This is a genomic window from Brachybacterium sp., assembly GCF_036379615.1.
In the GTDB taxonomy this organism is placed as follows: domain Bacteria; phylum Actinomycetota; class Actinomycetes; order Actinomycetales; family Dermabacteraceae; genus Brachybacterium.
This window is the reverse complement of sequence record NZ_DASVGJ010000008.1, coordinates 36,155-62,746: the sequence shown is the minus strand read 5'-3', so window position 1 is coordinate 62,746 and position 26,592 is coordinate 36,155. Positions and strand designations below refer to the sequence as shown.

Sequence of the window (26,592 nt, the reverse complement as noted above, 5' to 3'; positions counted from 1 at the left end):
TCGGGGGCGGGGGTCAGCTCGCGACAGGCTGCTGGATGCGGGCGACGACGCTCGCGGCTTCCTGTCGGGCGGGCTGGTTCGAATCGAGGTGCAGGAGGTTCTCGGGGATCTCCCGGTCGAGCTTCCGCATCGCCTGCGCCCAGAGCTTGCCGGCGCGGTAGGAGGAGCGGACCATCGGCCCGGCCATCACCGCGAGGAAGCCCATCTCCTCGGCCGCCACGGACAGGGCGACGAACTGCTGCGGCTTGACCCATCGGTCGATGGGGTGGTGCAGCTTGGAGGGGCGCATGTACTGGGTGATGGTGATGATGTCGCAGCCCGCGTCCCGCAGGCGCTGCAGCGAGTCGAGGATCTCGTCGTCGGTCTCACCCATGCCCAGGATGAGGTTGGACTTGGTGATCATCCCGGCGGCCTTGCCCATCGAGATCACCTCGAGGGAGCGCTCGTACCGGAAGGCGGGGCGGATCTGCTTGAAGATCCTCGGCACCGTCTCGAGGTTGTGGGCGAAGACCTCGGGCCGGGCGTCGAACACCTGCTGCAGGTGCTCGCCGCTGCCCTTGATGTCGTCGATCAGGAGCTCGACCCCGGTGCCGGGGTTCATCGCGTGGATCTGCTGGCAGGTGCGGGCGAACAGGCCGGCCGCGCCGTCCTCGAGGTCGTCCCGGGCCACGCCCGTGATGGTCGAGTAGCGCAGGCCCATCTCCTTGACGGACTGTGCGACCTTGAACGGCTCCATCGGGTCGACCGCCATGGGTTTGCCGGTCGCGATGTTGCAGAAGTCGCAGCGCCGGGTGCAGGTGTCGCCGCCGATGAGGAAGGTCGCCTCGCGATCCTCCCAGCACTCGAAGATGTTGGGGCAGCCTGCTTCCTCGCACACCGTGTGCAGGCCCTGTCCGTGGACCCGCTTCTTCATCGCGGTGTACTCCGGGCCCATCACGGCGCGGGTCTTGATCCATTCCGGTTTGCGCTCGATCGGGACTTCGGCATTGCGTGCCTCGATGCGCAGCAAGCGCCGGCCTTCGGGGGCGGTTGTCACCCTGGTGCCTCCTCATCTCGACGTTCCATGGAGTCTATCGACCTGCGGTGCCCGCCGGTCGACTCAGACGGCGCGCACCGAGGTGCGGTGCGCCACGAGTTCGGTCATCGCCTCGGCGGCGAGGTCGACGACGTCGGCGACTGCGATGCGTCGACCGGCCTCACGGCTCAGGCTCGTCACCCCGGCGTCGTCGATGCCGCACGGGATGACGTTCTTCGCCCAGGACAGATCGTTCGCGCAGTTCAGTGCGAACCCGTGCATCGTCGCACGTTTCGAGACCCGCATCCCGATGGCGCACACCTTGCGGGCCTCCTCGCCCTCGGGGGCCACCCACACGCCGCTGCGGCCCTCGACGGGCACCGTCGGGACGCCGACGGCGGCGCAGACGTCGATGAGCGTCCGCTCCAGGTCGCGCACGAAGCCGACGACGTCGATCGGGATCGGCAGCTTCACCAGCGGATAGCCCACCAGCTGCTGAGGCCCGTGCCAGGTGATCTTGCCGCCGCGATCGATGTCGACCACCTCGGCGCCGTCCCGCGGACGCTCTTGGTCCTGGGTGAGCTTCCCGGCGGTGTACACCGGTCGGTGCTCGAGCAGCAGCAGAGTGTCCGGACGGGTGCCCGCCACCACCTCGGCATGCAGCTCGCGCTGCAGCGCCCAGGCGGCCCGGTACTCGACCGGTCCGAGAGGGAGGCCGAACTCGTCGTGCCGGTCCCCGCCGGGGACCGGCTCGCTGAAGCCGAGGCGTATGACGTCGAGCATCCCCTCAGGCTACTCCGCCTCTCACCAGTGCGTTGTGGATGACCGCGGGAGCGGTCCCCGGCGATGAGGTTCACTGCCGTCATGGATGACATCCACGACGAGGAGTTCCCGAGAGCGACCTTCCTCCCGCCTCTCGCGGCGCGGCGGGAGGTGGGGCACGGGAGGGAGGCCGAGGCCCCGCAGGAGGAGGGCGGCCCGCGGCGCATCGCGGGGCGTGAGGAGCAGCTGATCGGGCCCCCCGGCCGTCCCCGGGCGCTGCGCGTGCAGCCCCTGGGGCCGCAGGCGGCGCGCGCCGTGGGGGAGGAGCTGCAGCTGCTGGCCGCGCTCGAGGTGGCCGGGGCCGGTGCGGCTCCGGCCGTGCTCGAGATCGAGGACGAGGGGTATGTGCGGGAGACCGCGGCGTCGGAGAGGCCGTCGGCGGGGCGGCGTCGCTCGGAGGGCGGCGCCCCGGCCACGCAGGAGCGTCTGGCGATGGCGCGGGCGCGTGATCAGCTGGAGGTGCTTCTCACCGAGCTCCACTCGCGAGGCTGGGTGCTCGGCGCTCCTTCCGGCGAGGGCCTGGGGATGCGCTCCGACGGCTCCGTGATGGTCGTGGACCTGCACGGCCTGCGCCGGGCCGACGGACTCTCGGCGCAGCAGAAGGACAGACACTGGGTGGACTCGGTGCTGCACGATCAGGACCGCACCCTGCGCCGGCGCCTGCACAGCCCGGAGCTGAGCGGCGCCCCCGGCGCCTTCGCCCTCGGGAATGCGACCGAGGAGGTGCCGGAACGCGACACCCACGTCGCGGAGCATCCAGCCACTCCGGAGCATCGATCCGCCGCAGAGCCTCCCGCGCCGGGCGTGCCTGTCGAACCTGGCCTGCCCGTGCCTCGTCGGCTGCGCCGCCGCCGTACGGAGGTCATGCCGGGCTCGACTGCGGCGGATCCAGCGATATCGGGGGCTGCAGCGAGGTCGGTGATGCGTGCAGTCCGGGAGGTGCTCGCCCAGCCTCGGCTGCGCCGCACGGCGGTGACGAGCGCCCTGGCGGTGCTGCTGTGCGGGACCCTGTTCGCACTGGGGATCGGCTGGGCGGGGGAGCGGGAGCCCGGGTCCACGGCAGCGCCCCCGCCCGTACAGACGACGCCCCCAGAGCCTGCGCAGGCCGCAGAACCTGCTCCAGCTCCGGAGATCGAGGACCCCTGGGCGCTTGCGGCGGATCTCGCCGGCGCCCGCCACTCCTACGTCACCGGTGTCTCGGACCGGCCCGCCTCCGTCCCGGGCAGTCAGGCTCTCGCCCAGGACGACGAGATCCGCGCTGCCTACGAGGGGATCACCGTGCACGGAGGCGGTCCGATCGTGCATGAGGCCGAGGTCGTGGACGGTGCCACCCCCGAGGGGACCGCAGTGCTCCGCATCGTCACCTCGACGCAGGAGCACGAGGTCGAATCCGCGCAGGGCACCACCACCTCGATGCCTGCCACCGAGCAGGCCGCCGTGCTGCTGACGCTGCACTGGGACGGTGCGCAGTGGAGGATCCTCCAGGTCGAGCAGGACGAATCCGACGAGCCCGCCCGCGAATAGCCCCGCGCCCGAGGAGGTCGGCGCCCAAGGAGATCCGCGGCCGAAGAGGTCCCCGGACGTGAGGAAGGGCCCCGACCGTGGTCGGGGCCCTTCCTCACGAGGTGGGCGCTCAGCGCCTCTCGTCGATGCCGTTCACCGTGTCAGCGGGTGTGCGGCTGCGCAGGGTCTGCTCTCACAGACCGAGCTCTGCCTCGAAGGCGCCCTCCTCGAGCCGCTTCTTCATGAAGGTGAGGAAGCGGGCGGCGTCGCCGCCGTCGACCATGCGATGGTCGTAGGAGAGGAACAGGTACATCATCGAGCGGATGGCGATGGTGTCATCGCCCTCGGCGTTCTGCACGACCGCCGGACGCTTGGTGATGGTGCCGGTGCCGAGGATGCCCACCTGCGGAGCGGGCACGATGGGGGTGTCCCACAGTGCGCCGCCCGAACCGGTGTTGGTGATGGTGAACGTGGCGCCGGCCAGATCGTCGGGCACGAGCTTGTTGCCCTTGGCGCGGCCGCCGAGATCACCGATCTGACGGGCCAGGCCCGCCAGGTTCAGGTCACCGGCGTTCCTGATCACCGGGACCACAAGACCGCGCTCGGTGTCCGCGGCCATGCCGATGTTCTCCGAGCCGTGGTAGACGATCTTGTCGCCGTCGATGGTGGAGTTCAGCTGCGGGTAGGTCTTCAGCCCCTCGATCGCTGCCATCATCAGGAACGGCAGGAAGGTGAGCTTCGCGCCCTCGCGGGCGGCGAAATCGTCCTTCGCACGGGCGCGCAGCTTCGCGATCCGGGTCAGGTCCACCTCGACCGCGGTGGTCAGCTGAGCCATGCCCTGGAGGGACTCCATCATCCGCTGGCCGATGACCTTGCGGATGCGGGGCATCTTCTCCTCGGTGCCGCGCTTCGAGGAGACCTCGACCTTCGGCGCCGCGGGAGCGGCGGCAGCGGCCGGGGCGGCAGCGGCGGCCGGAGCGGCCGACTTCTGCGCCTCGATCGCCTGCTGGACGTCCTGCTTGCGGATGCGACCGCCGAGGCCGGAGCCCTTCACGGAGGAGAGGTCCACGCCTGCGTCGTTCGCCATCTTCCGCACGAGCGGGGTGACATAGCCGGAGGACTCGGCGCCGGAGACGGAGTCAGCGGCCTTGGGCGCCGGAGCGGACTGCTCCGTCGACGCCGCGGCGGGCTTCTCCTCGGCCGGCTTCTGCTCGGCCTTCGGCGCCTCGGGCTGCTTCTCCTCCTTCGGAGCCTCGGCAGGCTTCTCCTCCGCCTTGGGGGCCTCGGGCTTCTTCTCGGCGGGGGCGGAAGGGGCCTCGCCCGAGCCGATCACTGCGAGCACGGAGCCGACCTCGGCGTCCTCGTCCTCAGCCACCTTGATCTCGAGCAGGGTGCCGGCGACGGGGGACGGGATCTCGGTGTCGACCTTGTCGGTCGAGACCTCGAGCAGCGGCTCGTCCACCTCGACGGTGTCGCCCACCTCCTTCAGCCACCGGGTGACGGTGCCCTCGGTGACGGACTCGCCGAGCGCCGGCATGGTGACGTCCTCGCCGGACGCCTCTGCATCGCTGGAGCCGGTGGACTGCTCGGAGGCGCCTGCGGGCTCGTCCGAGGAGTCCTCTTCCGGGGCCTCTTCGTCGGTGGAGGGTGCGACCGTCTCATCGGAGGCGAGGTCCTCGCCCTCGGCGGGCGCCTCGTCCTCCGCCTCGGCGCCCGAATCGTCGGACCCGGAGCTCTCGGAGCCGGAGCCATCGCCGATGACGACGAGATCTGCGCCGACCTCGGCGTCCTCGTCCTCCTCGACCAGGATCCTCTCGATGGTGCCCGCGACGGGCGACGGGATCTCGGTGTCGACCTTGTCGGTCGAGACCTCGAGCAGCGGCTCGTCGACCTCGACGGTGTCGCCGACGGCCTTGAGCCAGCGGGTGACGGTGCCCTCGGTGACGGACTCACCGAGTGCCGGCATCTTCACGGTTTCAGACATGGGGTTCTCTCCTCCTGGGAAGACTGGCTCAAGCGTGGGCGTGCAGCGGCTTGCCGGCGAGCGCGAGCGCGGCCTCGCCCATGGCCTCGTGCTGCGAGGGGTGGCCGTGGATGAGGGAGGCGACGTCCTCGGGGTAGGCCTCCCAGTTGACGATGAGCAGGGCCTCGCCCATCAGCTCCGAGGTGCGTGCACCGATCATGTGCACACCGATGATCGGGCCGTCCTTCTCGCGCACCAGCTTGATGAAGCCGGTGGTGCCGAGGATCTGGGACTTGCCGTTGCCGCCGAGGTTGTACTCGTAGACCTCGACCGCGTCGTCGCCCAGCTGCTCCTTGGCCTGCTTCTCGGACAGGCCCACGGAGCCGAGCTCGGGCTCGCAGTAGGTGATGCGCTCGATGCCGGACTCGACGATCGGCGCCGGGTTCAGCCCGCCGATCCGCTCGGCCACGTAGATGCCCTGGGCGAAGCCGCGGTGGGCGAGCTGGAGGCCGGGGACGATGTCGCCGACGGCGTAGACGCCGGGCACGTTCGTCTCGAGGGTCTCCTTGTGCGCGAGCACGAAGCCGCGATCCATCTCGATGCCCTGCTCCTCGTAGCCCATCCCGGAGGTGGCGGGGCCGCGGCCGACGGCCACCAGCAGGTAGTCGCCCTCGAAGACCTTGCCGTCGGCGAGGGTGACCTTGACGCCGGACTCGGTCTGCTCGGCCTTCTCGGTGAAGACGCCGAGCGAGAACGTGATGCCGCGCTTCTTGAAGGCGCGCTCGAGCGCCTTGGAGAGCGCCTCGTCCTCGTTGGCGACCAGGTGGGGCAGGCCCTCGACGATGGTGACGGATTCCGCGCCCAGCGACTTCCAGATGGAGGCGAACTCGACGCCGATGACGCCGCCGCCCAGGATGATCGGGTTCTTCGGGATCTCCGGCAGCTGGAGCGCCGCCTCGGAGTCGAGGAAGCGGCCGCCCAGGTCGATGCCCGGCAGGGTCTTCGAGTAGGAGCCGGAGGCGAGGATGACGTTCTTGCCCGTCAGGGTGCGGGCGCCGGACTCGGTCTCCACCGTCACGGTGTTCGGGCCGGTGAGCGTGCCGAATCCCTCGACGTACTCGACCTTGCGGGACTTCACCAGTCCCTGCAGGCCCTTGTGCAGCCGGCCGATGATCTTGTCCTTGAACCCCAGCACCTTCGTGGCGTCGATGCCGTTGAGGGTGAGGTCGATGCCCGCCTCGGCGCCTGCGGACGGGGCGTCGGCGAGCTCGCCGACGTGCAGCAGTGCCTTCGTGGGGACGCAGCCGCGGTGCAGGCAGGTGCCACCGAGCTTGTCCTTCTCCACGAGCGCGATCTTCTGGCCGAGCTGGGCCCCGCGCAGCGCGGCGGCATAGCCGCCGCTGCCACCGCCCAGGATCACGACGTCGAACTGGTCAGTGCTTGTCTCCGCCACCTGTGAGCTCCTCGGTGTCTACGTACTTTCCGCGACCCGCTCGGACCCTAATGGCCGACGGCGCCGCCTGCGTGTCCCATGCTAGGGCACCAGGCGACGCCGGACAGACCGCTCGGCCTGATCAGTGCGCGCAGAACGCGGCGAGCATCACGCCGCGGCGCGGCTCGAGAGGGACTCGAGAACCTGCAGCACGGTGCGGGTGCTCATGCCGGTCGCGCCCTTGCCCATGTACCCCAGCGGCGCGGAGGCGAAGCCGGGCCCCGCGATGTCCAGGTGCGCCCAGGGGGTCTCGCCCACGAACTCGGCGAGGAAGATGCCGGCCGACAGCGCCCCGCCGGGGCGGTCGCCGATGTTTCGCAGGTCCGCGACCCGCCCGGTGAGGTCCGCACGCAGCTCGGCCGGGAAGGGGAGGGGCCAGAACGGCTCGCCGGAGGTCTCCGCAGCGGTCATCACCAGGTCACGGGCGTCCTCGGTCCCCATCACCCCGGCGGTGCGCTTCCCGAGTGCGACCACGGCGGCACCGGTGAGGGTCGCGACATCCATCACCAGGTCGGGCTCGTCGGCGACGGCGTCGACGAGCGCGTCCGCCATGACCATTCGGCCCTCGGCGTCGGTGTTGAGGACCTCGACGGTCTTCCCGTTGCGCATGGTGACCACGTCACCGGGGCGCTGGGCGCCGCCGCCGGGCATGTTCTCGGCGAGTGCCAGGTAGGTGGTGACCTTGACGTCCAGACCCAGCCGCGCAGCACCGAGGGTGGCTGCGAGCACCGTGGCGGCTCCGGTCATGTCCGAGGTCATGTCGTCCATGCCGGCGGCGGGCTTGAGCGAGATGCCGCCGGTGTCGAAGGTGATGCCCTTGCCGACGAGGGCGACGTGCTGGGTCGCGGCGTCGGGTGCGTACTCCAGTCGCACCAGGCGCGGGGGACGGGTCGAGCCCTGGCCCACGCCGACGATGCCGCCGTAGCCGCCCTCGGCGAGCTGGGTCTCGTCGAGCACGGTGACGGTGATCGGCAGATCGGCGACCAGCGCCTGGGCCCGCTCCGCGAACGCCGCCGGGTACAGCAGGTTCGGCGGGGTGTTCACGAGGTCGCGCACGATGTCGACGACCTCGGAGAGCAGCGTGGAGCGCTCCACGGCCGCCGTCGCGGCGTCCGCGCCGTCCTCGACGACGAGGGACAGGCTCGACAGGGACTGCTTGGGTGCCGAGGCGCCGGAACCGGTCTTGTGGGCCACGAAGGCGTAGGCGCCGAGCGCCGCGCCTTCGAGGGCGGCGGCGCGCTGCTCGGCGGAGGCGGTGGGCAGCGCCAGGGCGGCTGTGCCGACGCCCGCCAGCGAGCGGGTGGCGGCGCCGAAGGCGAGTCGGAGGTCCTCGGCGCTCACCGCGGCGAGATCCTCGTCACCGACGCCGACCAGCAGCAGCGAGGACGCGGCGGCCAGGCCGTAGGCGGGGATGCGGTGGAGATCGCCACGGGCGGCGGAGGCGTCGAGACCGGCGATGGCCTCGGAGATCTCCGGCGCGCCAGGGACCGTGGAGGGGGTGTCATCGGCGCCCTCGACCACGGGCAGGACGAGGACGTCGGCAGTGACGTCGCGCAGGGATGCTTCGGTGATGGTGATGGTGGGCATGGCCCTATCGTAGGGGCGGGCCGGACATGGTGTCCGCGTCCCACGGAGGAGGACCGAGGACCCATGACGGCGCTGAGCATCGTGGTGGCCGTGCTGTGCGGACTGACCGCTCTGCTGGGCCTCTATTACGCGCTGCGGGATCTGAACGCGGACCTGGTGCTGCTGGGAGCCTGCGCGCTGCTGACCGTGGCCTGGGTGGTGCTCGGGGTCGCGCTGGGGCTGCGTGATCTCGGTGGCGGGACCCCACCGGATGCGATCACCCTGTACGGCTACCTGCTCACCGCCGTGGTGCTCGTGGTCGGAGGCGGCTGGCTGGGACTGTTCGAGCGCAGCCGCTGGGGGAGCCTGGTGGCCGGCCTGGGCGCTCTGGTCAGCGTCGTGCTGCTGATGCGGCTTCATCAGATCTGGCCAGGAGGCTTCGCATGAGCACTGAGAGCACCACCACCGGTCGAGGCAGCCGGGGATTCGAGATCGTGCTGATCGCCGTGTACGGGATCTTCGCGCTCTCGGCCACGGCCCGCAGCCTGGTCCAGGTGCTGCGGGACTTCTCCTACGCCCCTGTCGCCTATGCGCTGTCGCTGCTGGCCGCCATCACCTACATCGCGGTCACCGTCGCCCTGGTGCGCGGCGGCCGCAGCTCCGCTCTCGCGCGGAGGCTCTGCATCGCAGAACTGGCGGGCGTGCTGATCGTCGGCACGCTCACCCTGGTCGATCCCGCCCTGTTCCCCGACGCGACCGTCTGGGGGCACTTCGGCCAGGGCTACGGCTTCGTGCCGCTGCTGCTGCCGGTGCTCGCACTGTTCTACCTGCGGCGCAGGTGACCCTGCCGAGGCGTCGGGGACCGGCCGGCACGGCGCGGAGGCGTCCGGGGAGAGGGAGCCGGCCGTCTGGCCCGGAGCCCACCGGCGACCGCGTACCGTACTCCCCGTGACCTCTGATGACACGACCCGCCGCGGCCCGTACCCCCTGCTGTTCGCGCATGGGCTCAGCCGCCTCGATGCCGAGCAGGCGCACCGACTGACGGTGAGGGCGCTGGCGACGGCTCATTCGATCCCCGCAGGCCCGGCGCTGCTGCGCGCCGCCTTCGCGGTCCCGGATCCGATGCGCGACACCCGCCCCGTGCGATGGGCGCTCGGCGCGGAGCACCGCAGCCCGCTGGGCCTGGCGGCCGGTTTCGACAAGGACGGCGAGGTGCCGCTGGCGCTGCTGGACCTCGGCTTCGGCCATGTCGAGGTGGGCACCGTGACGGCCAAGGCGCAGCCCGGCAATCCGCGCCCGCGGTCCTTCCGCCTGCTGGAGGACAGGGCGCTGATCAACCGCATGGGCTTCAACAACCACGGGGCGCAGGCCCTGGCGAAGCAGCTCGCGCGGGCCCGGCGCTCCGAGCGCGGCCAGCGCGCGGTGATCGGGGTGAACATCGGCAAGTCCAAGGTCACCGCCCTCGAGGACGCGGCGGAGGACTATCGCTTCTCCGCCCGGCTGCTCACCCCGTATGCCTCGTACCTCGCCATCAACGTCTCCAGCCCCAACACTCCGGGGCTCCGCGACCTGCAGAGCGTCGAGATGCTGCGCCCGATCCTCGAAGCAGTGGTCGAGGAGGCCGAGAGCACGCGCGTCCGACTGCGTCGCGATGTGCCGGTGCTCGTGAAGATCGCCCCCGATCTGCACGACGAGGACGTCGAGTCGGTGGCACGTCTCGCCACCGAAGCGGGCCTGGCCGGTGTGATCGCCACGAACACGACCATCGCCCGTCCCGACTCGCTGGTCACCGCTCGCGAGCGGATCGAGAGGATCGGTGCCGGGGGGCTCTCCGGCGCCGTGCTCGCGGACCGCTCGCGCGAGGTGCTGGCGCTGCTGCGTGCGACCCTCCCGGACGATGCCGTGATCATCAGCTGCGGGGGAGTGACCACCGCCGCGGAGGTGCAGGAGCGACTCGACGCCGGCGCGGATCTCGTCCAGGGCTACACCGCGATGATCTACGAGGGCCCGGCGTGGCCCGGCCGGATCGCGCGGGAGCTCGCCGCCCGGTGATCCGGCCTACCCTGGGGGGATGGACGAGGACCTCTTCTCCCTCAGCGGCGACGCGCCGGCCCCGCGCACCCTCTCGGACCGCAACCGCGATCACCGCGCCCCGCTCGCGGTGCGGATGCGTCCGCGCACCCTCGAGGAGATCGTCGGCCAGCACTCCGCGCTCGAGCCGGGCAGCCCCTTGCGTCGCCTGGTCGGCGCGGACGATTCCCGCACAGCCCCCTCCTCGGTGATCCTGTGGGGACCTCCCGGCACGGGCAAGACCACCCTCGCCTACGTCGTGGCGCAGTCCGGCGACCGCGAGTTCGTGGAGGTCTCGGCCGTCCTCGCCGGGGTCAAGGACATCCGCGAGGTCGTGGACCAGGCACGGTCGCGCCTGCGCACCGTCGGCCGGGAGACCGTGCTCTTCGTCGACGAGGTGCATCGCTTCTCGAAGTCCCAGCAGGATGCCCTGCTGCCCAGCGTCGAGAACCGATGGGTGACGCTGATCGCTGCGACCACGGAGAACCCGTCGTTCTCCGTGATCTCGCCGCTGCTGTCGCGCTCGATCATGGTCACTCTCGAGCCGCTGGAGCGCTCGGATCTCGACGAGCTCGTGGACCGGGCGCTGAGCGACGAGCGGGGCCTCGATGGCGCCGTCACCCTGAGCGACGACGCCCGCGAGGCGCTGCTGCGACTGGGCGGCGGCGACGCCCGCAAGATCCTCACCTCCCTCGAGGCGGCCGCCGCGGCCGCCCTGATGAAGGACTCGCAGGAGATCGATGCCGCCACCCTCGCCCAGGCGGTGAACCGGGCGGCGGTGCGCTACGACCGGGCCGGCGATCAGCACTACGACGTCACCAGCGCCTTCATCAAGTCCATGCGCGGCAGCGACGTCGACGCCGCCCTGCACTACCTGGCTCGCATGATCGAGGCGGGGGAGGATCCGCGCTTCATCGCCCGACGTGTGGTGATCGCCGCGGGGGAGGAGGTGGGGATGGCGGACCCCGGCGCCCTGCAGGTCGCGGTCGCCGCGATGCAGGCGGTGCAGATGCTCGGCATGCCCGAGGGGCGGATCCCGCTCGCCCAGGCGGTCGTGCACATCGCCACCGCCCCCAAGTCCAACGCCTCCTACAAGGCGCTCGACGCGGCGATCGCGGACGTCCGTGCGGGCAAGGGGCAGGGCGTCCCCGCTCATCTCCGCGATGCCCACTACGCGGGGGCGAAGAAGCTCGGTCACGGCGTCGAGTACCGGTACGCGCACGACGCACCCCACGCCGTCGCCGCCCAGCAGTACGCTCCCGACGACCTGGTGGGCGTCGACTACTACCAGCCCACCGGGCACGGGCACGAGGAACGCACCCGCAGTCGGGTGGAGGTGCTGCGCGGGATCCTGCGCTCCCGTCCTCCCAGGTGAGCGACCCCACACCTTCTCTCCTGTGACCAGCGTCGTCGGCCGTGGACCGAAGGGTGCACCTGCGGTAAGGTGGGCGGCTGAATCCGCGGCTGCAAGACTGGATTCACCACACGCGAACAAGAGGTATACCTCGTGACCAACGTCACCCGTGCGCGCCGCCAGGCGCGTCTCTCCCGAGCCCTCGGGCTCCCGCTGACCCCGAAGTCCGTCAAGTACTTCGAGAAGCGCCCGTACCCCCCGGGCGAGCACGGTCGTGCCCGCCGCCGCACCGAGTCCGACTACGCCGTGCGTCTCAAGGAGAAGCAGCGCCTGCGCGCCCAGTACGGGCTGCGCGAGAAGCAGATGCACCGCGCCTACCTGGACGCCAAGAAGGAGCCGGGTCTGACCGGTGAGAGCATGGTCGAGCTGCTGGAGATGCGCCTGGACGCGCTCGTCCTGCGCTCCGGCTTCGCCCGCACCACCCTGCAGGCTCGTCAGGCCGTCGTGCACCGCCACGTCCTGGTCGACGGCAAGCTGGTGGACCGTCCCTCCTTCCGCGTGAAGCCGGGGCAGACCATCCAGATCAAGCCCAAGTCCCAGGCGATGGAGCCCTTCCAGATCGCTGCCGAGGGCGGGAACTCCGACGTCCTCGCCGCGGTCCCCTCGTACCTCTCGGTCGAGCTGTCCGAGCTGAAGGCCCAGCTCGTCACGCGCCCCAAGCGCGCCGAGGTCCCCGTGACGGTCGACGTCCAGATGGTCGTCGAGTACTACGCGCGCTGACCTCCTCCTCTCGCGGCGCGACAGGCCCCGGCGGGTGTACTCCGGTACCCTGACCGGGGCCTTCGCGGTCGCGCCGACGGTCGCGCCCCTCAGCGCTCCCGCCGTGCCCGTCATCCCCGACGTTCCCTGACCCCGGTCCCGCTCGCTCTCCGCCGCTGTGCTCCGCCGCACGGCCCAGGAAGGACACCCTCACATGCGCACCTCCGAGATCCACCGGCGCTGGCTCGACTTCTTCGCCACGAAGGACCACGAGATCGTGCCCAGCGCCCCGCTGGTGTCCTCCGATCCCTCGATCCTCTTCACGATCGCCGGGATGGTCCCGTTCATCCCGTACATCGTGGGGACCGAGAAGGCGCCCTACCCGCGCGCGGCGAGCGTCCAGAAGTGCATCCGCACCAATGACATCGAGAACGTGGGTCGCACCACGCGCCACGGCACGTTCTTCCAGATGGCCGGGAACTTCTCCTTCGGGGACTACTTCAAGCAGGGGGCGATCGACTACTCCTGGGAGTTCCTGACCACCTCCCAGGAGGGCGGCGGCCTCGGCTTCGACCCGGAGCGCCTCTGGTTCACCGTCTGGGAGCAGGACGAGGAGTCCTACCGGCACATCACCGAGGTCATCGGCCTGGACCCCCAGCGCGTGGTGCGCCTGCCCCGCGAGGAGATCTTCTGGGACACCGGCCAGCCCGGCCCCGCGGGTCCCTGCGGCGAGTGGCACTACGACCGCGGCCCCGAGTACGGACCGGATGCCGTCACCGGCAGCGTGCCCGAGTGGCCCGGCGACGAGAAGGGCGAGGACCGGTACATCGAGATCTGGAACCTCGTCTTCGACCAGTACCTGCGCGGCGAGGGCTCCGGCAAGGACTACCCGCTTCTGGGCGAGCTCGAGCAGAAGTCCATCGACACCGGGCTCGGCGTCGAGCGGGTGGCGTACCTGCTCCAGGGCGTGGACAACATGTACGAGATCGACCAGATCTTCCCGGTCATCGAGAAGGCTCAGGAGCTGTCGGGCCGCGTCTACGGGGCCGACGGCGAGGACGACGTCCACCTGCGCATCATCGGCGACCACGTGCGCAGCGCCCTGATGCTGGTGGCCGACGGGGTCCGCCCCGGCAACGAGGGCCGCGGCTACGTGCTGCGTCGTCTGATCCGCCGCGCCGTGCGCTCCATGCGCCTGCTGGGCTACTCCGAGCGCTCCATGCCCGCGCTGCTGCCGGTCTCGAAGTCCCTCATGGTCGAGTCCTACCCCGAGCTCGAGGCCGCCTTCGCGCGCATCAGCGACATCGTCTACGCGGAGGAGGAGGCCTTCCGCCGCACCCTGGAGACGGGGACCTCGATCTTCGACGGCGTGGTCGGCGCGGTGAAGAAGGAGGGTGGCCGTGTGCTGCCCGGGGAGGATGCCTTCCGCCTCCACGACACCTACGGCTTCCCGATCGATCTCACCATGGAGATGGCGGGCGAGGTGGGCCTCCAGGTCGACGCGGACGCCTTCCGCAGCGCCATGCAGGAGCAGCGCGAACGGGCCCGGGCCGATGCCGCGGCGAAGAAGACCGGGCACACGGACACCGCGGTCTACCACCGCCTGCTCTCCCAGCGAGGTGGCGAGATCCCCTTCCTCGGCTACACCGAGGACACCGTCGCGACCACTGTCGAGTCCGTCCTGGTGGACGGGCAGCTGGTCGACGTCGTCCAGGCACCGGCCCAGGTCGAGGTCGTGCTCGCCTCGACCCCGTTCTACGCGGAGTCCGGCGGCCAGCTCGCGGACCAGGGACAGATCTCCCTCACCGGCGGCGGCCTCATCGAGGTCGACGACGTGCAGAGGCCCGTGCGCGGGCTCATCGTCCACCGTGGACGACTTCTCGAGGGCGAGGTCGCCTCGGGGGTCTCTGCGATCGCCACCATCGATGCGGAGCGGCGCGGAGCGATCGCGCGCGCGCACACCGCGACGCACATGGTCCATGAGTCCCTGCGCGAGGAGCTGGGCCACGGCGCCACCCAGGCCGGATCCGAGAACTCGCCCGGTCGCATGCGCTTCGACTTCCGCTACGGCCAGGCCGTGCCGAAGTCCGTGCTCGAACAGATCGAGGGACGGGTCAACACCCTGCTCCAGGACGAGCTGACCGTCACCGATCAGCAGATGTCCCTGGACGAGGCGAAGGCGCTCGGCGCGCAGGCCCTGTTCGGCGAGAAGTACGGGGAGATCGTGCGGGTGGTCTCGATCGGCGGCGACTGGTCGCGCGAGCTGTGCGGCGGCACCCATGTCGCCAGCACCGGCGCGATCGGTACGGTCCAGCTGATGGGGGAGGCCTCGATCGGCAGCGGTGTGCGCCGGGTGGACGCCCTGGTGGGGCTGTCAGCCTACCGTCACCAGGCCAAGGAGCACGCGCTGGTCTCGCAGCTCACCGAACTGCTCAAGGTCGGCGCGGCCGAGGAGCTGCCCGAGCGGGTCCGCTCCCTGACCCAGAAGATGAAGGACATGGAGAAGCAGCTCGCGACGCTGCGCGGGCAGCAGCTGCAGGCCGAGGCCGCCACGCTGGTCGAGTCGGCGTCCACCGTCGCCGGGGTGCGCCTGCTCGCGCACGACGTCGGTGAGGGCGTCGGCGCCGGGGATCTACGCACGCTCGCCCTGGACCTGCGCAGCCGGCTCGGCGAGGACCAGCCGGTCACCGTCGCGGTCGCGGGTCACGAGGGGGGACGCGCCGCGCTGGTGATCGCCACCAACGCCGCCGCTCGGGAGCTCGGCCTCGCGGCCGGGGCCATCCTGCGCGGTGCCGCCGAGGCCATGGGAGGTCGCGGCGGCGGCAAGCCCGATATGGCCCAGGGCGGGGGTGGCGAGCCCACCCGGATCCCCTCGGCGCTCTCTGCGGTGCGCGAGGCGGTCGAGACGGCCCGCAGGGCATGACGCCGCCGGATGGTCCGTCCGCCGAGAGCGCTGCCGGTCTTCCCCGAGGCATCCGCCTCGGGGTCGACGTCGGCGATGTCCGCGTGGGCCTCGCGCGCAGCGATCTCGACGGCATGATAGCCACCCCGGTCGAGACCCTCGAGCGGGGCACGGCGGTGCAGCGTGTCGCCCAGGAGGCTCGCGAGGCGGAGGCGCATGTCATCATGGTCGGGCTCCCGCGATCCCTGAGCGGATCCGAGGGCGCCGCGGCGCAGAAGGCGCGGGACTTCGCCGCCGAGCTCGCGGCGGAGATGTCCGCGACGAGGGCTGAGGAGGCGGTCGCGGGTTCCTCGACCGTCGAGGTCAGGCTGATCGACGAGCGTTTGACCACGGTCTCTGCGCACAAGGCGCTGCACAGCTCGGGTCGGAAGGGACGGAAGCACCGACAGGTCGTGGACCAGGTCGCCGCCGTGATGATCCTCCAGCAGGCACTGGACACCGAACGGTCCACCGGCGTGCGCGCCGGGGAGAGGGTCGAGGTCGCGGCGAGCATGACCGGATCACCGGCCGCAGGAACAGGGATCGACAGGCCCGCGACCGACGAGCCCGTGACCGACGACGACCCGACCCAGGAGGGCACCCGATGAACGACGAGGACCTCTCCTTCGACGATCTCGCCGACTCCCAGGACTCGCAGTCCGCCGGGGCGGGAACCGCACGACGGGGACGCCGGCGGGCGAAACGGCGCCGAGGTCTCCTCTACGGCGTGCTGCCCGTGCTGCTGGTGCTGGTCGTGCTCAGCGGACTCGCGGTCGGCGGTGTGCAGGGCTACCGCTGGATCACCTCGAACGTCAGCGTGGAGCAGGAGGCCGCCGACTTCGAAGGGCCAGGCCACGGTGAGGCGCTGGTCGAGGTCGCGGAGGGCGACACCGGCACCGACGTCGCGAACACCCTCGTCGACCAGGGCGTCATCAAGTCCACCGGTCCGTTCGTGAACATCTTCTCCAGCACGCCGGACGCCTCCGGCATCGAGCCCGGCATCTACCGGCTCCAGCTCGAGATGACCTCGGCGGATGCGCTCAACGCCCTCCTGGATCCCGAGAACCTCGCCGGTCACCGGGTCATCGTCCCGGAAGGGAAGCGGCTCTCGGAGATCTGGGAGCTGCTGTCGGCCGAGACCGATATCCCCGTGAAGGACTTCGAGGCCGCGGCGAAGGACTACACCTCCTACGGCATCCCCGAGAACGAGGCCGAGAACCTCGAGGGGTACCTGTGGCCCGGGCGCTACGACATCTATGAGGACGCCACCGCGGAGGACGTCATCGCCATGATGTGGGCGCCCATGGAGGAACAGCTCACCGAGCGCGGCATCCCGAAGGACGAATGGCATCGCACGCTCACCGTCGCCTCTCTCGCGGAGATGGAGGTGCGCCGGGAGGAGGACTACGGGAAGGTGGTGCGCACCATCGAGAACCGGCTCGAGGGCGTCGGGGAGGCCGACGGCTCTCCGATGAACCTCCAGTTCGACTCGACGGTCCATTACGCAGCCGGGAAGTCCGGCAGCGTCGCCACCACCGACGAGGAACGCGCCTCGAAGAATCCCTACAACACCTATCGCCATCCCGGTCTGCCGCCGGGTCCGATCGCCGCTCCGGGAGTGGGGGCGCTGGATGCCGCTGTCGACCCGCCGGAGGGGGACTGGCTGTACTTCGTCAGCGTCAACGGCGAGACCGGGGAGACCAGGTTCGCCGCCACCTGGGCGGAGCACGAGGAGAACGTCGCGGACTGGCAGGCCTGGGAAGCGGAGAACTGATGGTGTGGCGTCGCTTCGCCGTGGTCGGGTCCCCGATCGCGCATTCCCTGTCCCCGGTGCTGCATCGGACCGCGTACGCCTCCCTGGGCGTGCAGGACGCGGAGTACGGCCGATACGACGTGCCCGCCGGGTCGCTCGAGGACTTCCTCACCCGCGGACCGGGCAGAGAACTGGACGGGCTCAGCGTGACGATGCCCGGCAAGCCGGAGGCCGTCGCCCTCGCGGTCGAGGCCGATGCCACCTCGCGGGCCCTGGGCGTCGCCAACACCTTGCTGCGCAGGGCCGACGGACAGTGGCGGGCCGAGAACCATGACGTGCACGGCATCGCGGCCGCGCTGCGCGACCATGGGGCCGTGTCCCCGCGCAGCGGCGCGGTGCTCGGTTCCGGGGCCACCGCGCTCAGCGCCGTCGCGGCGCTCATCGAGCTCGGGGTGGAGCGCCTGCTCCTCAGCGCCCGCAGCCCGGAGAAGCTTGCGCCGATGGAGCGCTTCGCGCAGGAGCGAGCGGTCGAGGTCCGTCGCATCCCCTGGGAGCACCACCATCAGGTGCTGGCCGCCGACGCCGTCGTGAGCGCCCTCGCCGTGGACGGTGCCCGCGCCGTGGCCGAGGCGTGGCGGACGCTCCCGTCCGACGTGCTGGAGCTGCCCGGCGCCCTGCTGGATGTGCTCTACGACCCGTGGCCGGCGCCGCTGGCCGCCGTCCTCGCCGAGCGCGGGGGAGAGGTCGCGGACGGGCTCGAGATGCTCGCCCATCAGGCCGATATGCAGCTGCGCTCCATGCTCGGCATCTCCGCCGCGCCGCTGGCGCAGATGCTCGGGGCCGCACGGGAGGAGCTGGGCCGGTCCTGAGCGGGCGCCGCGCAGGACCCGCAGGTCGGCCGGGCGACTGCCACAGACGTCCGTGCGACGGCACGCTCGCCCGGGCGCCCTTGCCCCATTGGGTAAAGCGCAGGTAAAGTGAGCGGCTCGTACGGGCTCCCGGCGGAGCCTCCGGAACGAGCACGAGGGGACACCCATGGAGCTGGCGCGCGGGGCAGAGGATCAGATCGCCGAGCTGGCGAGCGCCACGAGCCCGGGGACGGGGGAACCGCCGCTGACGCGATGGCGGGAGGCGGACCGCATCGACGCGGAGACCTCCACGACGCTCCTCCGCCGCTGCACCGCACTCGCCACGCGCGCCCGGGTCGATCTGCTCACCCCGGGCCGTCGCTCCGCCGCCGAGGAGCTCTCCGCGCTGCTCGGGCAGATGGAGTCCTGGGATGCGGCCCGGCTCGATCCCCCCGATGCCACGATGACGGTGCTCGCCGCCGCCGCGCTCCAGGACCTCGCCGAGCGGCTGCCGAGCGAGGAGCCGCACGAGTTGAGTCCCCGCATCACGGCGGTGCTGGACATGCTGCGTCAGGTCATGGCGGTGCCGACGGTCGACGTCCTGACCTGAACCTCCTGATCCCGGCGTCCTGATCTCAGCGTTCCGATCAGCGCCCGGGCGTGATTGTCTTCACGTTCGTGCTGGCAGGGGCTGTTCGGGGACGAAACGCGGCCTGCTGCGTGCTAATCTTCGGGAGTCGCTTCGGCGGTCACCTGTCCGGGTGGCGGAATTGGTAGACGCGCTAGCTTGAGGTGCTAGTGCCCGTATTAGGGCGTGGGGGTTCAAGTCCCCCCTCGGACACGCGAGAAGAACCCCGATCCACTGGTGGATCGGGGTTCTTCGTCATGCGGGGGCGACCCCGCGACCGATAGGGTCCCGGCGCGGCGAGGTCTCGTGCGCCGCGCGTCCACACACCGCCCCACCTCAGGAGACCCCCTATGGAGATCGACGGCTGGACACAGTCGCTCGGCGCCGCCCCGCTGCTGCTGATCGCTGCGGGCGCCATCGCCCTGATCCTCGTGCTCGTCATCAAGTTCAAGCTCCATGCGTTCCTCACGCTGGTGCTGGTCAGCCTCGTCACCGCCTTCGCCACAGGCATCCCCAGCGGGGCGGTCGTCGACGTGCTGCTGGACGGCTTCGGCAGCACGCTCGCGAGCGTCGCCCTGCTCGTCGGCCTCGGCGCGATGCTCGGCAAGCTGATCGAGAACTCCGGCGGCGCCGCAGTCCTCGCCTCGACGCTGATCTCCCTGTTCGGGGAGAAGCGGGCCCCCTTCGCGCTCGGTGTGGCCTCGCTGCTGATGGGCTTCCCGATGTTCTTCGACGCGGGTCTGGTCGTGATGCTCCCGATTGTCTTCGCCGTGGCAGCGCGCCTCGGTGGGCCCGTGCTGCTGTACGCGATGCCCTCCGCCGTCGCCTTCTCGGTGATGCACGTGTTCGTCCCGCCCCACCCCGGTCCGGTCACCGCCAGCGAGCTGTACGGCGCGAACCTCGGGCTCGTGCTCGCGATCGGCCTGGTCTGCGCGATCCCGACGTTCTACCTCTCCGGGGTCCTCTGGGGCCGCTTCACCGCGAAGAAGTTCCCCTTCACCGTCTCCGCGGACGCCCTCTTCGGCACCGACGGCGGGGACGACGTGAAGAATCCGCCTGCCGTCGGCACCGTCATCGGCGTGCTCCTGCTGCCCATGGCGCTGATCTTCCTGAACACCGGTCTGGACTTCCTGCGCGCCGCCGGCCTGGTCAGCGAGGAGGCCACCTGGTTCGGGGTGCTCACCACCCTCGGCTCCTCCTCGGTCGCACTGCTGCTCTCCGTGCTCGTCGCTCTCATCGTGCTCGGGTTCCGCCGCGGTGAGTCCGGCACCGCGCTCGAGAAGATCGTGGACTCCTCCCTCGGTCCGATCTGCTCGGTGGTGCTGATCACCGGCGCCGGCGGCATGTTCGGCGGGGTGCTTCGCACCTCCGGCATCGGCGACGCCCTCTCCGACACGCTGGACGGCATGGGCCTGCCGGTCATCATCGCCGCCTACGTGATCGCCGTGGTGATGCGCCTGGCCCAGGGGTCGGCGACCGTCGCCCTGGTGACCGCGGCCGGTCTGATGGCGCCCGCCGTGGCCGCCGGCGGATACTCCGTCGGCGAGATCGCCGCGATCACCGTCGCGACCGCCGCCGGCTCCGTCTTCGCCTCCCACGTCAACGACTCCGGGTTCTGGCTGGTGGGCCGTCTGCTGAACATGGACGTCGCCACCACCCTGCGCACCTGGACCGTGCAGCAGACTCTCGAGTCCGTGCTGGGCTTCCTGATCGCCGGGGCGCTCTTCCTCGTGCTGTGAGGCCGGTCCGGTGTCGGCCCGGCGGACGGGGCGCGCGGATCTGCGTGGAAGAATCTCCGGCATGGTCCACGTCTTCCTGCACGAGCCGGCGATCGCCGGGAACACCGGCAACGCTATCCGGCTCTCCGCCGTCACCGGCGCCCGCCTCCACCTCGTCGAGCCGCTCGGCTTCGACCTCGAGGACGCGAAGCTCCGCCGGGCCGGACTGGACTACCACGACCTCGCGGACGTCAGCATCCACCCCGGCATCGAGCAGGCACTGGCCGCAGTGCCCGAGGCGCGGGTGTTCGCCTTCTCCGCGCACACCGACGTCACCTTCGACAGCATCGAGTACACCCGGGAGGACGTGCTGCTGTTCGGGACGGAGCCGACCGGGCTGCCGGAGCAGGTGATGGCGCATCCGCGCATCACCTCGCGAGTGCGGATCCCGATGCTGCCGGCCCGGCGCTCCCTCAACCTCGCCAACGCCGTCTCCATCGCGGTGTACGAGGCCTGGCGGCAGCTGGGCTACGACGGGGCCGGAGCATGAACCGGCGTCCGTCGGCCTTTCCGCGTCGAGGGGACGGGGACCGTGGCTCGCTGCCGGCCCGCCTCGAACGCCGCAATGCCCTGTTCCAGCAGTGGCAGTCGCTGCTGACCAACCGCACCAAGCGCACGCGGAGCGGCGAGATGCTGATCCAGGGGGTGCGGCCGATGACCCAGGCCCTCGACCACGGAGTGGAGGCCCGGGCGCTACTGTCCGACGGGCGCCGGCAGCCCTCTCGCTGGGCGCAGGAGCTGCTCGAGGATCCTCCCGCCCCGGTGGTCGAGCTCGCACCCGAGCTGATGGCCGAGCTGGGGGAGCGGGAGGATGGCGCGCCCGAGCTGCTGCTGCTGGCGTCCGTCCCGTCCGACGACCTGGAACGGCTCACTCCTGTCATCTCCGGCCGCCGCTCCGGCGCCCCGGTGATCATCGTCTTCGACCGCCCCTCGGGGCCCGGCAACATCGGCTCCCTCGCCCGCTCGGTCGACGCGCTCGGCGGCGACGCGCTGCTGATCACCGGTCGCAGCGCGGACGCCTGGGATCCGGCGGCGATCCGTGCCAGCACCGGCTCGCTCTTCGCCGTCCCGGTGCTGCGCCTGCCCTCCCACCGCGAGGTGCTCGACTGGGTCGAGGGGCGTCGTGCGCTGGGGGAGCCGTGGACGGTGCTCGGACTCGACGAGGCCGGCGGGCACGAGCTGGCCGCAGCGGATCTCACCGGGCCGCTGCTGGTGGTCGTCGGGAACGAGACCGTGGGCATGAGCGCCGGCTGGCGGGAGGCCTGCGACGTGGTCGCCGAGATCCCGATGTCCGGGAGCGCCTCCTCGCTCAACGCCTCGGTGGCAGGTTCCCTGGCGCTGTACGAGATCCAGCGCCAGCGCCGCTGACAGGCGCCGGCGTCGGCCTCCGTGGCCGAGCCGTTCAGGCGGTGCCGAGCGCCGAGCTCACCACAGGAGCACCCAGCAGGCCCATGAAGGGGCCGGCCAGAAGCACCGGGCCGAGGGCGAAGCGCGCCCCGGCCCGTCGCGTCACCATGATCACCGCCATCCCCAGCACGCCGCTGAGCAGCGCGATCCCCAGCAGCGCCCCGATCAGCACCTCACCGCCCAGGGCCGCGGAGATCAGCACCACCACGGGCAGCGTCTTGGCATCTCCCATGCCCAGCAGCGGAGGAGCGATGAGCGCCACCACCAGCGCCGCGATGCCGAGCACCAGAGCGAGCAGAGCAGCGGTGCGCAGAGCAGGCCGCAGTGCGGGATCCAGCAGGTAGAGCGCCAGGAGGGATGCCGTCACGGCGACGGTGAGGGTCACCACCCAGCGGTTCGGCAGGCGATGCTCGCGTCCGTCGATCCACGACAGCACCAGCGCCGGCGGCAGGTACGCCACCAGCAGCACGGCGATCAGCAGCGGCGAGGTCTCGGGCACCACGCCATTGCACCAGATCCGCACGCCCGGGTGCGTGCTTCCCGGCCGATTGTGGACGCAGGCTCGTGCGAGGCGGGCGTGAGCTGGAAGGACGCCAGCAGAGAGCCAGACGGAGAACCGGCAGGGAGTCGGCCGGAAGGCCTCAGAGAGTGGACTGCACGCGGAGGATGCGTCGTCGCATCCAGACCTTCTTGCCCCCGCCGATGTACAGCCGGGTGCGGGCGTGCTCCCACCGTCCGTACTCCGCCTGCTCGGCGAGCTCGGCCCGCACCTCGCCGACGGAGGTGCCGCGCGGCACGGTGATGATCTGGAACTCGTAGTCCTCCGCACGCCGGCCGCGCTCCACGGGCAGGTCACGCCAGGTGCGCGGTGCCGTGATGTGCTGGACGCCGGCCACCAGGGCGGTACGGGGTCGGATCAACGTTCTCCTCCTGTGCTGGACGTTCTGCGACCCCACCATGCTCCCACCTCGCGGGGGAGCTCGGGCGGTCTGCTCGCGCTGTGACGCGGTTCCTGGCCACCAGCGCCTCTTTGCACTGTCCATTGGGCCGCTGGACGGGGTACGGTCCAGTCATGAACTCGGATCCTCGCTCCGCTCTCGCTGCGCTGATCGCTGCCTTCGAACGTCACTACGAGGCGGCCGCCGCCTCGCGCGGTGACGACGATCCCGCCCTGGACGCCGCCACCGAGCAGCTGTCCACGGCCTTCGACGCCTATGACGATGCCCTCTTCGACGCCTACGACATCGCCACCCCGCTGATCGTCTTCGACAGCGAGGAGGACGACGAGGACGATGACGACGACTTCGACGACCTCGATGACTTCGACGACGAGGATGACGACGAGGACGACGACTACGAGGACGACGACTTCGACGATGACGAGGAGGACGAGGACACCGGGCGCTGAACGCCGGCCCGTCCCCGGGACCTCCACGTACTCTTCACCACTGCTCCGCTGCGCGGCGCCGGGCCTCGTGCCCGGCGCCGCGTACTCTGTCCGGGGCCCGGTGCCATCGCGGCGGCGAGACATCGCGACACCGTGACACCGCGCGACACCGTGACACAGCACCACCGTGGCACCGTGCGTCGGGCCCCTTCGTCCAGCGAGTCCCCTGAGTCCACCGAGGAGAGTTCATGTCGTTCATCGAGGCGGTGATCCTGGGGCTCGTCCAGGGCCTGACCGAGTTCCTCCCGATCTCCTCGAGCGCCCACGTCCGCGTGGTCGGCGAGATGCTGAACCCCGGCCAGGATCCGGGCGCGGCGTTCACGGCGATCATCCAGCTGGGCACCGAGACCGCGGTGCTGATCTACTTCTGGAAGGACATCACCCGCATCATCGGCAAGTGGTTCCGGGCGCTCGCGGGCAAGGTCCCGCAGTCGGACCCGGACGTGCGGATGGGCTGGCTGGTGATCCTCGGCTCGATCCCGATCGGTGTGCTGGGGCTGCTCTTCGAGGACCAGATCGATCACAACCTGCGCAATCTCTACATCACCGCGACGATGCTGATCGTCTTCGGCCTCCTGCTGGGCGTCGCCGACCGGATCGCCCCTCAGCGCAAGCAGCTCAAGGAGCTCTCCTTCCGCGACGGCATCCTCTTCGGTCTCGCCCAGGCGCTCGCCCTGATCCCCGGGGTCTCCCGCTCCGGCGGCACCATCACCGCGGGCCTGCTGATGGGCTACACGCGCGAGGCCGCCGCCCGCTACGCCTTCCTGCTCGCGGTCCCCGCCGTCTTCGCCTCCGGCGTCTACAAGGCGGTCAAGGAGGTTCCTGTGCTGCTGACGGCCGACGGGCGGGCCTCCGCGGCCGCGGCGGGGGAGCCGTCCCTGGTGGCGATCGTGGTCGCGACCGCGGTGGCCTTCGGCATGGGACTGGCGATGATCGCCTGGTTCATGCGCCTCATCGAGAACCACTCGTACCTGGTCTTCGTGGTCTACCGCGTCGTGGCCGGCCTGCTGCTGCTGGCCCTGCTGTGGTTCGGTGTGGTGGATCCCCTCGGGGGTGCCTGACCCGGCACCGGGTCCCGGCTCGTATGATCGTCTGGTGCATTCCTGGACCTCACCTTCGCTCTCCCCGCTCCCTCCCTCCGGTCGGCCCCTGCGGTTGCATGACACCCGGACCGGGCGGATCGCACCGGTCACCCCGCTCACCCCGGGGACGGCCCGCCTGTACGTCTGCGGGATCACCCCGTACGACTCCACCCATCTCGGTCACGCGGCGACCTATCACGCTGCGGATCTGATGCGTCGGGCGCTCGCGGACTCCGGCCTCGCGGTCGAGATGGCGCAGAACGTCACCGATGTCGACGACCCGCTCCTGGAGCGCGCGGACCGCGATGGAGTGGACTGGCAGGAGCTGGCCGCTTCGCAGGTCGACCTGTTCGCCCAGGACATGGAGGCGCTGCGGATCATCGCCCCGGAGACCTATCGCTCCGTGAGCGAGGCGATGGAGGACATCATCGCCGTGGTCCTCGCCCTGCACGAGCGGGGCCGCGCCTATCCGGTCGACGCGCCCGACGCCGCTGGCCCCGACTGGTACCTCGACCTCTCCGTCGACGGCGCTCTCGGCGATGTCTCCGGCTGGTCCGAGGAGCAGATGCTGGAGGTCTTCGCCGACCGCGGCGGGGACCCGGACCGCGCAGGCAAGCGCGGACGCATCGACCCGCTGCTGTGGCGTGCCGAGCGCGAGGGCGAGCCCGCCTGGGACGCCGGGGTGCTGGGCCGAGGTCGCCCGGGATGGCACGTGGAGTGCGTCTGCATCGCCGAGCAGGGGATCGGGCTGCCCTTCGACATCCAGGCCGGAGGCAGCGACCTGATCTTCCCGCATCACGACCTCAGCGCCGCGCACTCCGTGGCCCTCGGACGTCCCTTCGCCGCCGCCTATGCGCACAGCGGCATGGTGGCCCATGAGGGCGAGAAGATGAGCAAGTCGCTGGGCAACCTCGTCTTCGTGCACCGCCTGGTGCGCGACGGTGTGGACCCGATGGTGATCCGCCTGGTGCTGATGGCTCATCACTACCGCAGCGACTGGGAGTGGTCCGACCAGGAGCTGGAGCAGGCGCGCGACCGTCTGGACCGCTACCGCCTCGCCGCTCGTCGGGGCGGGAGCTCTCCGTCGACGGTCGAAGTCCTGAGGTCCGCTCTGCGCGATGACCTCGACACGGCTCGGGCGCTGGAGGCCCTGGACGCCTGGGCCGAGGGCGCCGCCCCGTCCAAGGACGGCGTCGCGGGGACGGGCGGGACGGGGACCGGTGCGGGAGATGTCCCCGCAGCCGTCGATGCGCTGTTCGGGGTCACGCTGGAGGGCTGAGCCCCTCCGGGCCCGGATCTCTCACTCCGACTCCCGGCGCCGCCGCAGGAACTGTTCGAACTCCCTGGCGATGGCGTCACCGCTGGCCTCGGGCAGCCCGGCGGCGTCCTGGGCGCGCTCGAGGCGGGCCACGTACTCCGCGACATCCTCGTCGGTGCGTGCGAGCTCATCGACACCGCGCTCCCACGCTTCAGCGTCCTCCACCAGCTCCTGGAGGGGGATCGGGGCGCTGACCAGGTCCTGCACCTCGCGCATCAGCGCCAGCACCGCCTTGGGCGAGGAGTTCTGGGAGACGTAGTGCGGGACCTGCACCCAGATGCTGGTGGTGCGGAGCCCGGCGCTCGCGGTGCGTCGGGCCAGGACCGTCGGCACCCCGATCGGACCCGAGTACTGCTCGGAGTCGTCCACGGCCTGGGCCGGGACCGGCTCGACCTGCGCCGAGACGGGCAGCGGCCTGGAGTGCGGGGAGTCCGCCAGCAGCGCGCCGAGGGAGACGACGGCCGTGACGTCCAGCACCTGCAGCTGCTCGAGCACCTCGTCGCAGAAGCGCTTCCAGTGCAGGGAGGGCTCCGGCCCCATGACCGTGACGATCTCGGGACCGCGCGGCGGGGTCACCAGGTGCAGCCGGGTATCGGGCCAGTCGATGACCCGCAGCCCCTCCTCGGTGGTGCGGATCTCGGGGCGGTAGACCTGGAAGTCGATGAACTCCTCGGCGTCGACCGCCCCCACGGGACGGGTGGGCCAGATCTCGTGGAGATGCTCGATCACCCCGGTGGCGGCCTCGCCGGCATCGTTCCATCCGCTGAAAGCCGTGATGGCGATTCGACTCATCGCTCCATCATAGGCACCGGGACGACGGCCCAGGATCACGGGCTATCCTCGGCC

Annotated in this window: 25 protein-coding genes and 1 tRNA gene; 18 read left to right on the top strand and 8 right to left on the bottom strand. The window is 71.0% G+C overall.

The window, feature by feature from the left end; all coding sequences use genetic code 11:
- Positions 1 to 13 precede the first annotated feature (13 nt).
- Complete coding sequence (lipA, locus tag VF289_RS01805) at positions 14 to 1,036, bottom strand: lipoyl synthase (protein ID WP_330880498.1); 1,023 nt, start codon at positions 1,034 to 1,036, stop codon at positions 14 to 16.
- Between the two features lie 63 nt (positions 1,037 to 1,099).
- A complete protein-coding gene (gene lipB / locus VF289_RS01800) occupies positions 1,100 to 1,798 on the bottom strand; it encodes a lipoyl(octanoyl) transferase LipB (RefSeq protein ID WP_330880496.1) in 699 nt (232 codons plus the stop codon).
- An 81-nt stretch (positions 1,799 to 1,879) separates the two neighbouring features.
- Between lipB and VF289_RS01795 the strand changes: the two genes are divergently transcribed.
- On the top strand, positions 1,880 to 3,361 hold the full coding sequence (locus VF289_RS01795; protein WP_330880494.1) for a hypothetical protein: 1,482 nt from the start codon (positions 1,880 to 1,882) through the stop codon (positions 3,359 to 3,361).
- Between the two features lie 172 nt (positions 3,362 to 3,533).
- Here the strand turns inward: VF289_RS01795 and sucB are convergent, their stop codons facing one another.
- From sucB to VF289_RS01780, 3 genes are all read right to left on the bottom strand, one after another.
- The gene (gene sucB / locus VF289_RS01790) at positions 3,534 to 5,324 is read right to left on the bottom strand and encodes a 2-oxoglutarate dehydrogenase, E2 component, dihydrolipoamide succinyltransferase (protein ID WP_330880492.1); all 1,791 of its coding nucleotides are present in this window, start codon (positions 5,322 to 5,324) and stop codon (positions 3,534 to 3,536) included.
- 28 nt (positions 5,325 to 5,352) lie between these two features.
- Positions 5,353 to 6,756: a dihydrolipoyl dehydrogenase gene (lpdA, locus tag VF289_RS01785; protein ID WP_330880490.1), complete on the bottom strand. Its 1,404-nt coding sequence runs from the start codon at positions 6,754 to 6,756 to the stop codon at positions 5,353 to 5,355.
- A 147-nt stretch (positions 6,757 to 6,903) separates the two neighbouring features.
- Positions 6,904 to 8,382 carry a leucyl aminopeptidase gene (locus tag VF289_RS01780; RefSeq protein ID WP_330880488.1) on the bottom strand — a complete coding sequence of 493 codons (1,479 nt, stop codon included), beginning with the start codon at positions 8,380 to 8,382 and terminating at the stop codon, positions 6,904 to 6,906.
- Between the two features lie 63 nt (positions 8,383 to 8,445).
- Between VF289_RS01780 and VF289_RS01775 the strand changes: the two genes are divergently transcribed.
- The 14 genes from VF289_RS01775 to VF289_RS01710 all read left to right on the top strand — a co-directional run bounded on the left by VF289_RS01775 (position 8,446) and on the right by VF289_RS01710 (position 21,860).
- Positions 8,446 to 8,808, top strand: coding sequence for a hypothetical protein (locus VF289_RS01775; RefSeq protein ID WP_330880486.1), 363 nt, complete (start codon positions 8,446 to 8,448; stop codon positions 8,806 to 8,808).
- Complete coding sequence (locus VF289_RS01770) at positions 8,805 to 9,203, top strand: hypothetical protein (protein WP_330880484.1); 399 nt, start codon at positions 8,805 to 8,807, stop codon at positions 9,201 to 9,203. The genes VF289_RS01775 and VF289_RS01770 overlap by 4 nt, the downstream gene beginning before the upstream one ends.
- Positions 9,204 to 9,309: 106 nt before the next feature.
- Positions 9,310 to 10,413 (top strand): quinone-dependent dihydroorotate dehydrogenase, encoded by a 1,104-nt coding sequence (locus VF289_RS01765; RefSeq protein ID WP_330880483.1) that lies wholly within the window; start codon positions 9,310 to 9,312, stop codon positions 10,411 to 10,413.
- Between the two features lie 19 nt (positions 10,414 to 10,432).
- Positions 10,433 to 11,806, top strand: a complete 1,374-nt coding sequence (locus tag VF289_RS01760) for a replication-associated recombination protein A (RefSeq protein ID WP_330880481.1) — start codon at positions 10,433 to 10,435, stop codon at positions 11,804 to 11,806.
- Positions 11,807 to 11,938: 132 nt separating this feature from the next.
- Entirely contained in the window at positions 11,939 to 12,565 is a 627-nt protein-coding gene (gene rpsD, locus VF289_RS01755) for a 30S ribosomal protein S4 (RefSeq protein ID WP_330880479.1), read from the top strand.
- A gap of 193 nt (positions 12,566 to 12,758) precedes the next feature.
- Positions 12,759 to 15,467, top strand: a complete 2,709-nt coding sequence (gene alaS / locus VF289_RS01750; protein WP_330880477.1) for an alanine--tRNA ligase — start codon at positions 12,759 to 12,761, stop codon at positions 15,465 to 15,467.
- On the top strand, positions 15,464 to 16,093 hold the full coding sequence (gene ruvX, locus VF289_RS01745) for a Holliday junction resolvase RuvX (RefSeq protein WP_330880475.1): 630 nt from the start codon (positions 15,464 to 15,466) through the stop codon (positions 16,091 to 16,093). The genes alaS and ruvX overlap by 4 nt, the downstream gene beginning before the upstream one ends.
- Entirely contained in the window at positions 16,090 to 17,259 is a 1,170-nt protein-coding gene (mltG, locus tag VF289_RS01740; protein WP_330880473.1) for an endolytic transglycosylase MltG, read from the top strand. The genes ruvX and mltG overlap by 4 nt, the downstream gene beginning before the upstream one ends.
- Complete coding sequence (locus tag VF289_RS01735; protein WP_330880471.1) at positions 17,259 to 18,107, top strand: shikimate dehydrogenase; 849 nt, start codon at positions 17,259 to 17,261, stop codon at positions 18,105 to 18,107. Before mltG ends, VF289_RS01735 begins: the two co-directional genes overlap by 1 nt.
- 166 nt (positions 18,108 to 18,273) lie before the next feature.
- Complete coding sequence (locus VF289_RS01730) at positions 18,274 to 18,696, top strand: hypothetical protein (RefSeq protein ID WP_330880469.1); 423 nt, start codon at positions 18,274 to 18,276, stop codon at positions 18,694 to 18,696.
- A 145-nt stretch (positions 18,697 to 18,841) separates the two neighbouring features.
- Positions 18,842 to 18,927, top strand: a tRNA-Leu gene (locus VF289_RS01725).
- Between the two features lie 143 nt (positions 18,928 to 19,070).
- The gene (locus VF289_RS01720; RefSeq protein WP_330880546.1) at positions 19,071 to 20,453 is read left to right on the top strand and encodes a GntP family permease; all 1,383 of its coding nucleotides are present in this window, start codon (positions 19,071 to 19,073) and stop codon (positions 20,451 to 20,453) included.
- A gap of 61 nt (positions 20,454 to 20,514) precedes the next feature.
- Complete coding sequence (locus VF289_RS01715) at positions 20,515 to 20,982, top strand: tRNA (cytidine(34)-2'-O)-methyltransferase (protein WP_330880467.1); 468 nt, start codon at positions 20,515 to 20,517, stop codon at positions 20,980 to 20,982.
- Positions 20,979 to 21,860 (top strand): TrmH family RNA methyltransferase, encoded by an 882-nt coding sequence (locus tag VF289_RS01710; protein ID WP_330880465.1) that lies wholly within the window; start codon positions 20,979 to 20,981, stop codon positions 21,858 to 21,860. Before VF289_RS01715 ends, VF289_RS01710 begins: the two co-directional genes overlap by 4 nt.
- A 34-nt stretch (positions 21,861 to 21,894) precedes the next feature.
- On the opposite strand, the gene VF289_RS01705 is transcribed toward VF289_RS01710, so the two are convergent.
- Positions 21,895 to 22,398 carry a hypothetical protein gene (locus VF289_RS01705; protein ID WP_330880463.1) on the bottom strand — a complete coding sequence of 168 codons (504 nt, stop codon included), beginning with the start codon at positions 22,396 to 22,398 and terminating at the stop codon, positions 21,895 to 21,897.
- A gap of 142 nt (positions 22,399 to 22,540) precedes the next feature.
- Positions 22,541 to 22,819, bottom strand: a complete 279-nt coding sequence (locus VF289_RS01700) for a DUF5703 family protein (protein ID WP_330880461.1) — start codon at positions 22,817 to 22,819, stop codon at positions 22,541 to 22,543.
- A gap of 152 nt (positions 22,820 to 22,971) precedes the next feature.
- Here VF289_RS01700 and VF289_RS01695 point away from each other — a divergent pair, with 152 nt between their 5' ends.
- From VF289_RS01695 to mshC, 3 genes are all read left to right on the top strand, one after another.
- Positions 22,972 to 23,307 (top strand): DNA primase, encoded by a 336-nt coding sequence (locus tag VF289_RS01695; protein WP_330880459.1) that lies wholly within the window; start codon positions 22,972 to 22,974, stop codon positions 23,305 to 23,307.
- A gap of 227 nt (positions 23,308 to 23,534) precedes the next feature.
- Positions 23,535 to 24,407 (top strand): undecaprenyl-diphosphate phosphatase, encoded by an 873-nt coding sequence (locus VF289_RS01690; protein ID WP_330880457.1) that lies wholly within the window; start codon positions 23,535 to 23,537, stop codon positions 24,405 to 24,407.
- A gap of 34 nt (positions 24,408 to 24,441) precedes the next feature.
- Entirely contained in the window at positions 24,442 to 25,707 is a 1,266-nt protein-coding gene (gene mshC, locus VF289_RS01685) for a cysteine--1-D-myo-inosityl 2-amino-2-deoxy-alpha-D-glucopyranoside ligase (protein ID WP_330880455.1), read from the top strand.
- Positions 25,708 to 25,728: 21 nt separating this feature from the next.
- Here mshC and VF289_RS01680 read toward each other — a convergent pair whose 3' ends face one another.
- Entirely contained in the window at positions 25,729 to 26,538 is an 810-nt protein-coding gene (locus VF289_RS01680) for a PAC2 family protein (protein WP_330880452.1), read from the bottom strand.
- Positions 26,539 to 26,592: the final 54 nt, after the last annotated feature.

Coding starts and splice junctions, on each gene's coding strand:
- VF289_RS01680 (WP_330880452.1), bottom strand. CDS start 26,538: ATGAGTCGAATCGCCATCACGGCTTTCAGCGGATGGAACGATGCCGGC.
- VF289_RS01690 (WP_330880457.1), top strand. CDS start 23,535: ATGTCGTTCATCGAGGCGGTGATCCTGGGGCTCGTCCAGGGCCTGACC.
- sucB (WP_330880492.1), bottom strand. CDS start 5,324: ATGTCTGAAACCGTGAAGATGCCGGCACTCGGTGAGTCCGTCACCGAG.
- VF289_RS01780 (WP_330880488.1), bottom strand. CDS start 8,382: ATGCCCACCATCACCATCACCGAAGCATCCCTGCGCGACGTCACTGCC.
- VF289_RS01710 (WP_330880465.1), top strand. CDS start 20,979: ATGAACCGGCGTCCGTCGGCCTTTCCGCGTCGAGGGGACGGGGACCGT.
- VF289_RS01770 (WP_330880484.1), top strand. CDS start 8,805: ATGAGCACTGAGAGCACCACCACCGGTCGAGGCAGCCGGGGATTCGAG.
- mltG (WP_330880473.1), top strand. CDS start 16,090: ATGAACGACGAGGACCTCTCCTTCGACGATCTCGCCGACTCCCAGGAC.
- VF289_RS01795 (WP_330880494.1), top strand. CDS start 1,880: ATGGATGACATCCACGACGAGGAGTTCCCGAGAGCGACCTTCCTCCCG.
- VF289_RS01775 (WP_330880486.1), top strand. CDS start 8,446: ATGACGGCGCTGAGCATCGTGGTGGCCGTGCTGTGCGGACTGACCGCT.
- alaS (WP_330880477.1), top strand. CDS start 12,759: ATGCGCACCTCCGAGATCCACCGGCGCTGGCTCGACTTCTTCGCCACG.
- VF289_RS01715 (WP_330880467.1), top strand. CDS start 20,515: ATGGTCCACGTCTTCCTGCACGAGCCGGCGATCGCCGGGAACACCGGC.
- VF289_RS01760 (WP_330880481.1), top strand. CDS start 10,433: ATGGACGAGGACCTCTTCTCCCTCAGCGGCGACGCGCCGGCCCCGCGC.
- VF289_RS01735 (WP_330880471.1), top strand. CDS start 17,259: ATGGTGTGGCGTCGCTTCGCCGTGGTCGGGTCCCCGATCGCGCATTCC.
- lipB (WP_330880496.1), bottom strand. CDS start 1,798: ATGCTCGACGTCATACGCCTCGGCTTCAGCGAGCCGGTCCCCGGCGGG.
- VF289_RS01730 (WP_330880469.1), top strand. CDS start 18,274: ATGGAGCTGGCGCGCGGGGCAGAGGATCAGATCGCCGAGCTGGCGAGC.
- ruvX (WP_330880475.1), top strand. CDS start 15,464: ATGACGCCGCCGGATGGTCCGTCCGCCGAGAGCGCTGCCGGTCTTCCC.
- VF289_RS01695 (WP_330880459.1), top strand. CDS start 22,972: ATGAACTCGGATCCTCGCTCCGCTCTCGCTGCGCTGATCGCTGCCTTC.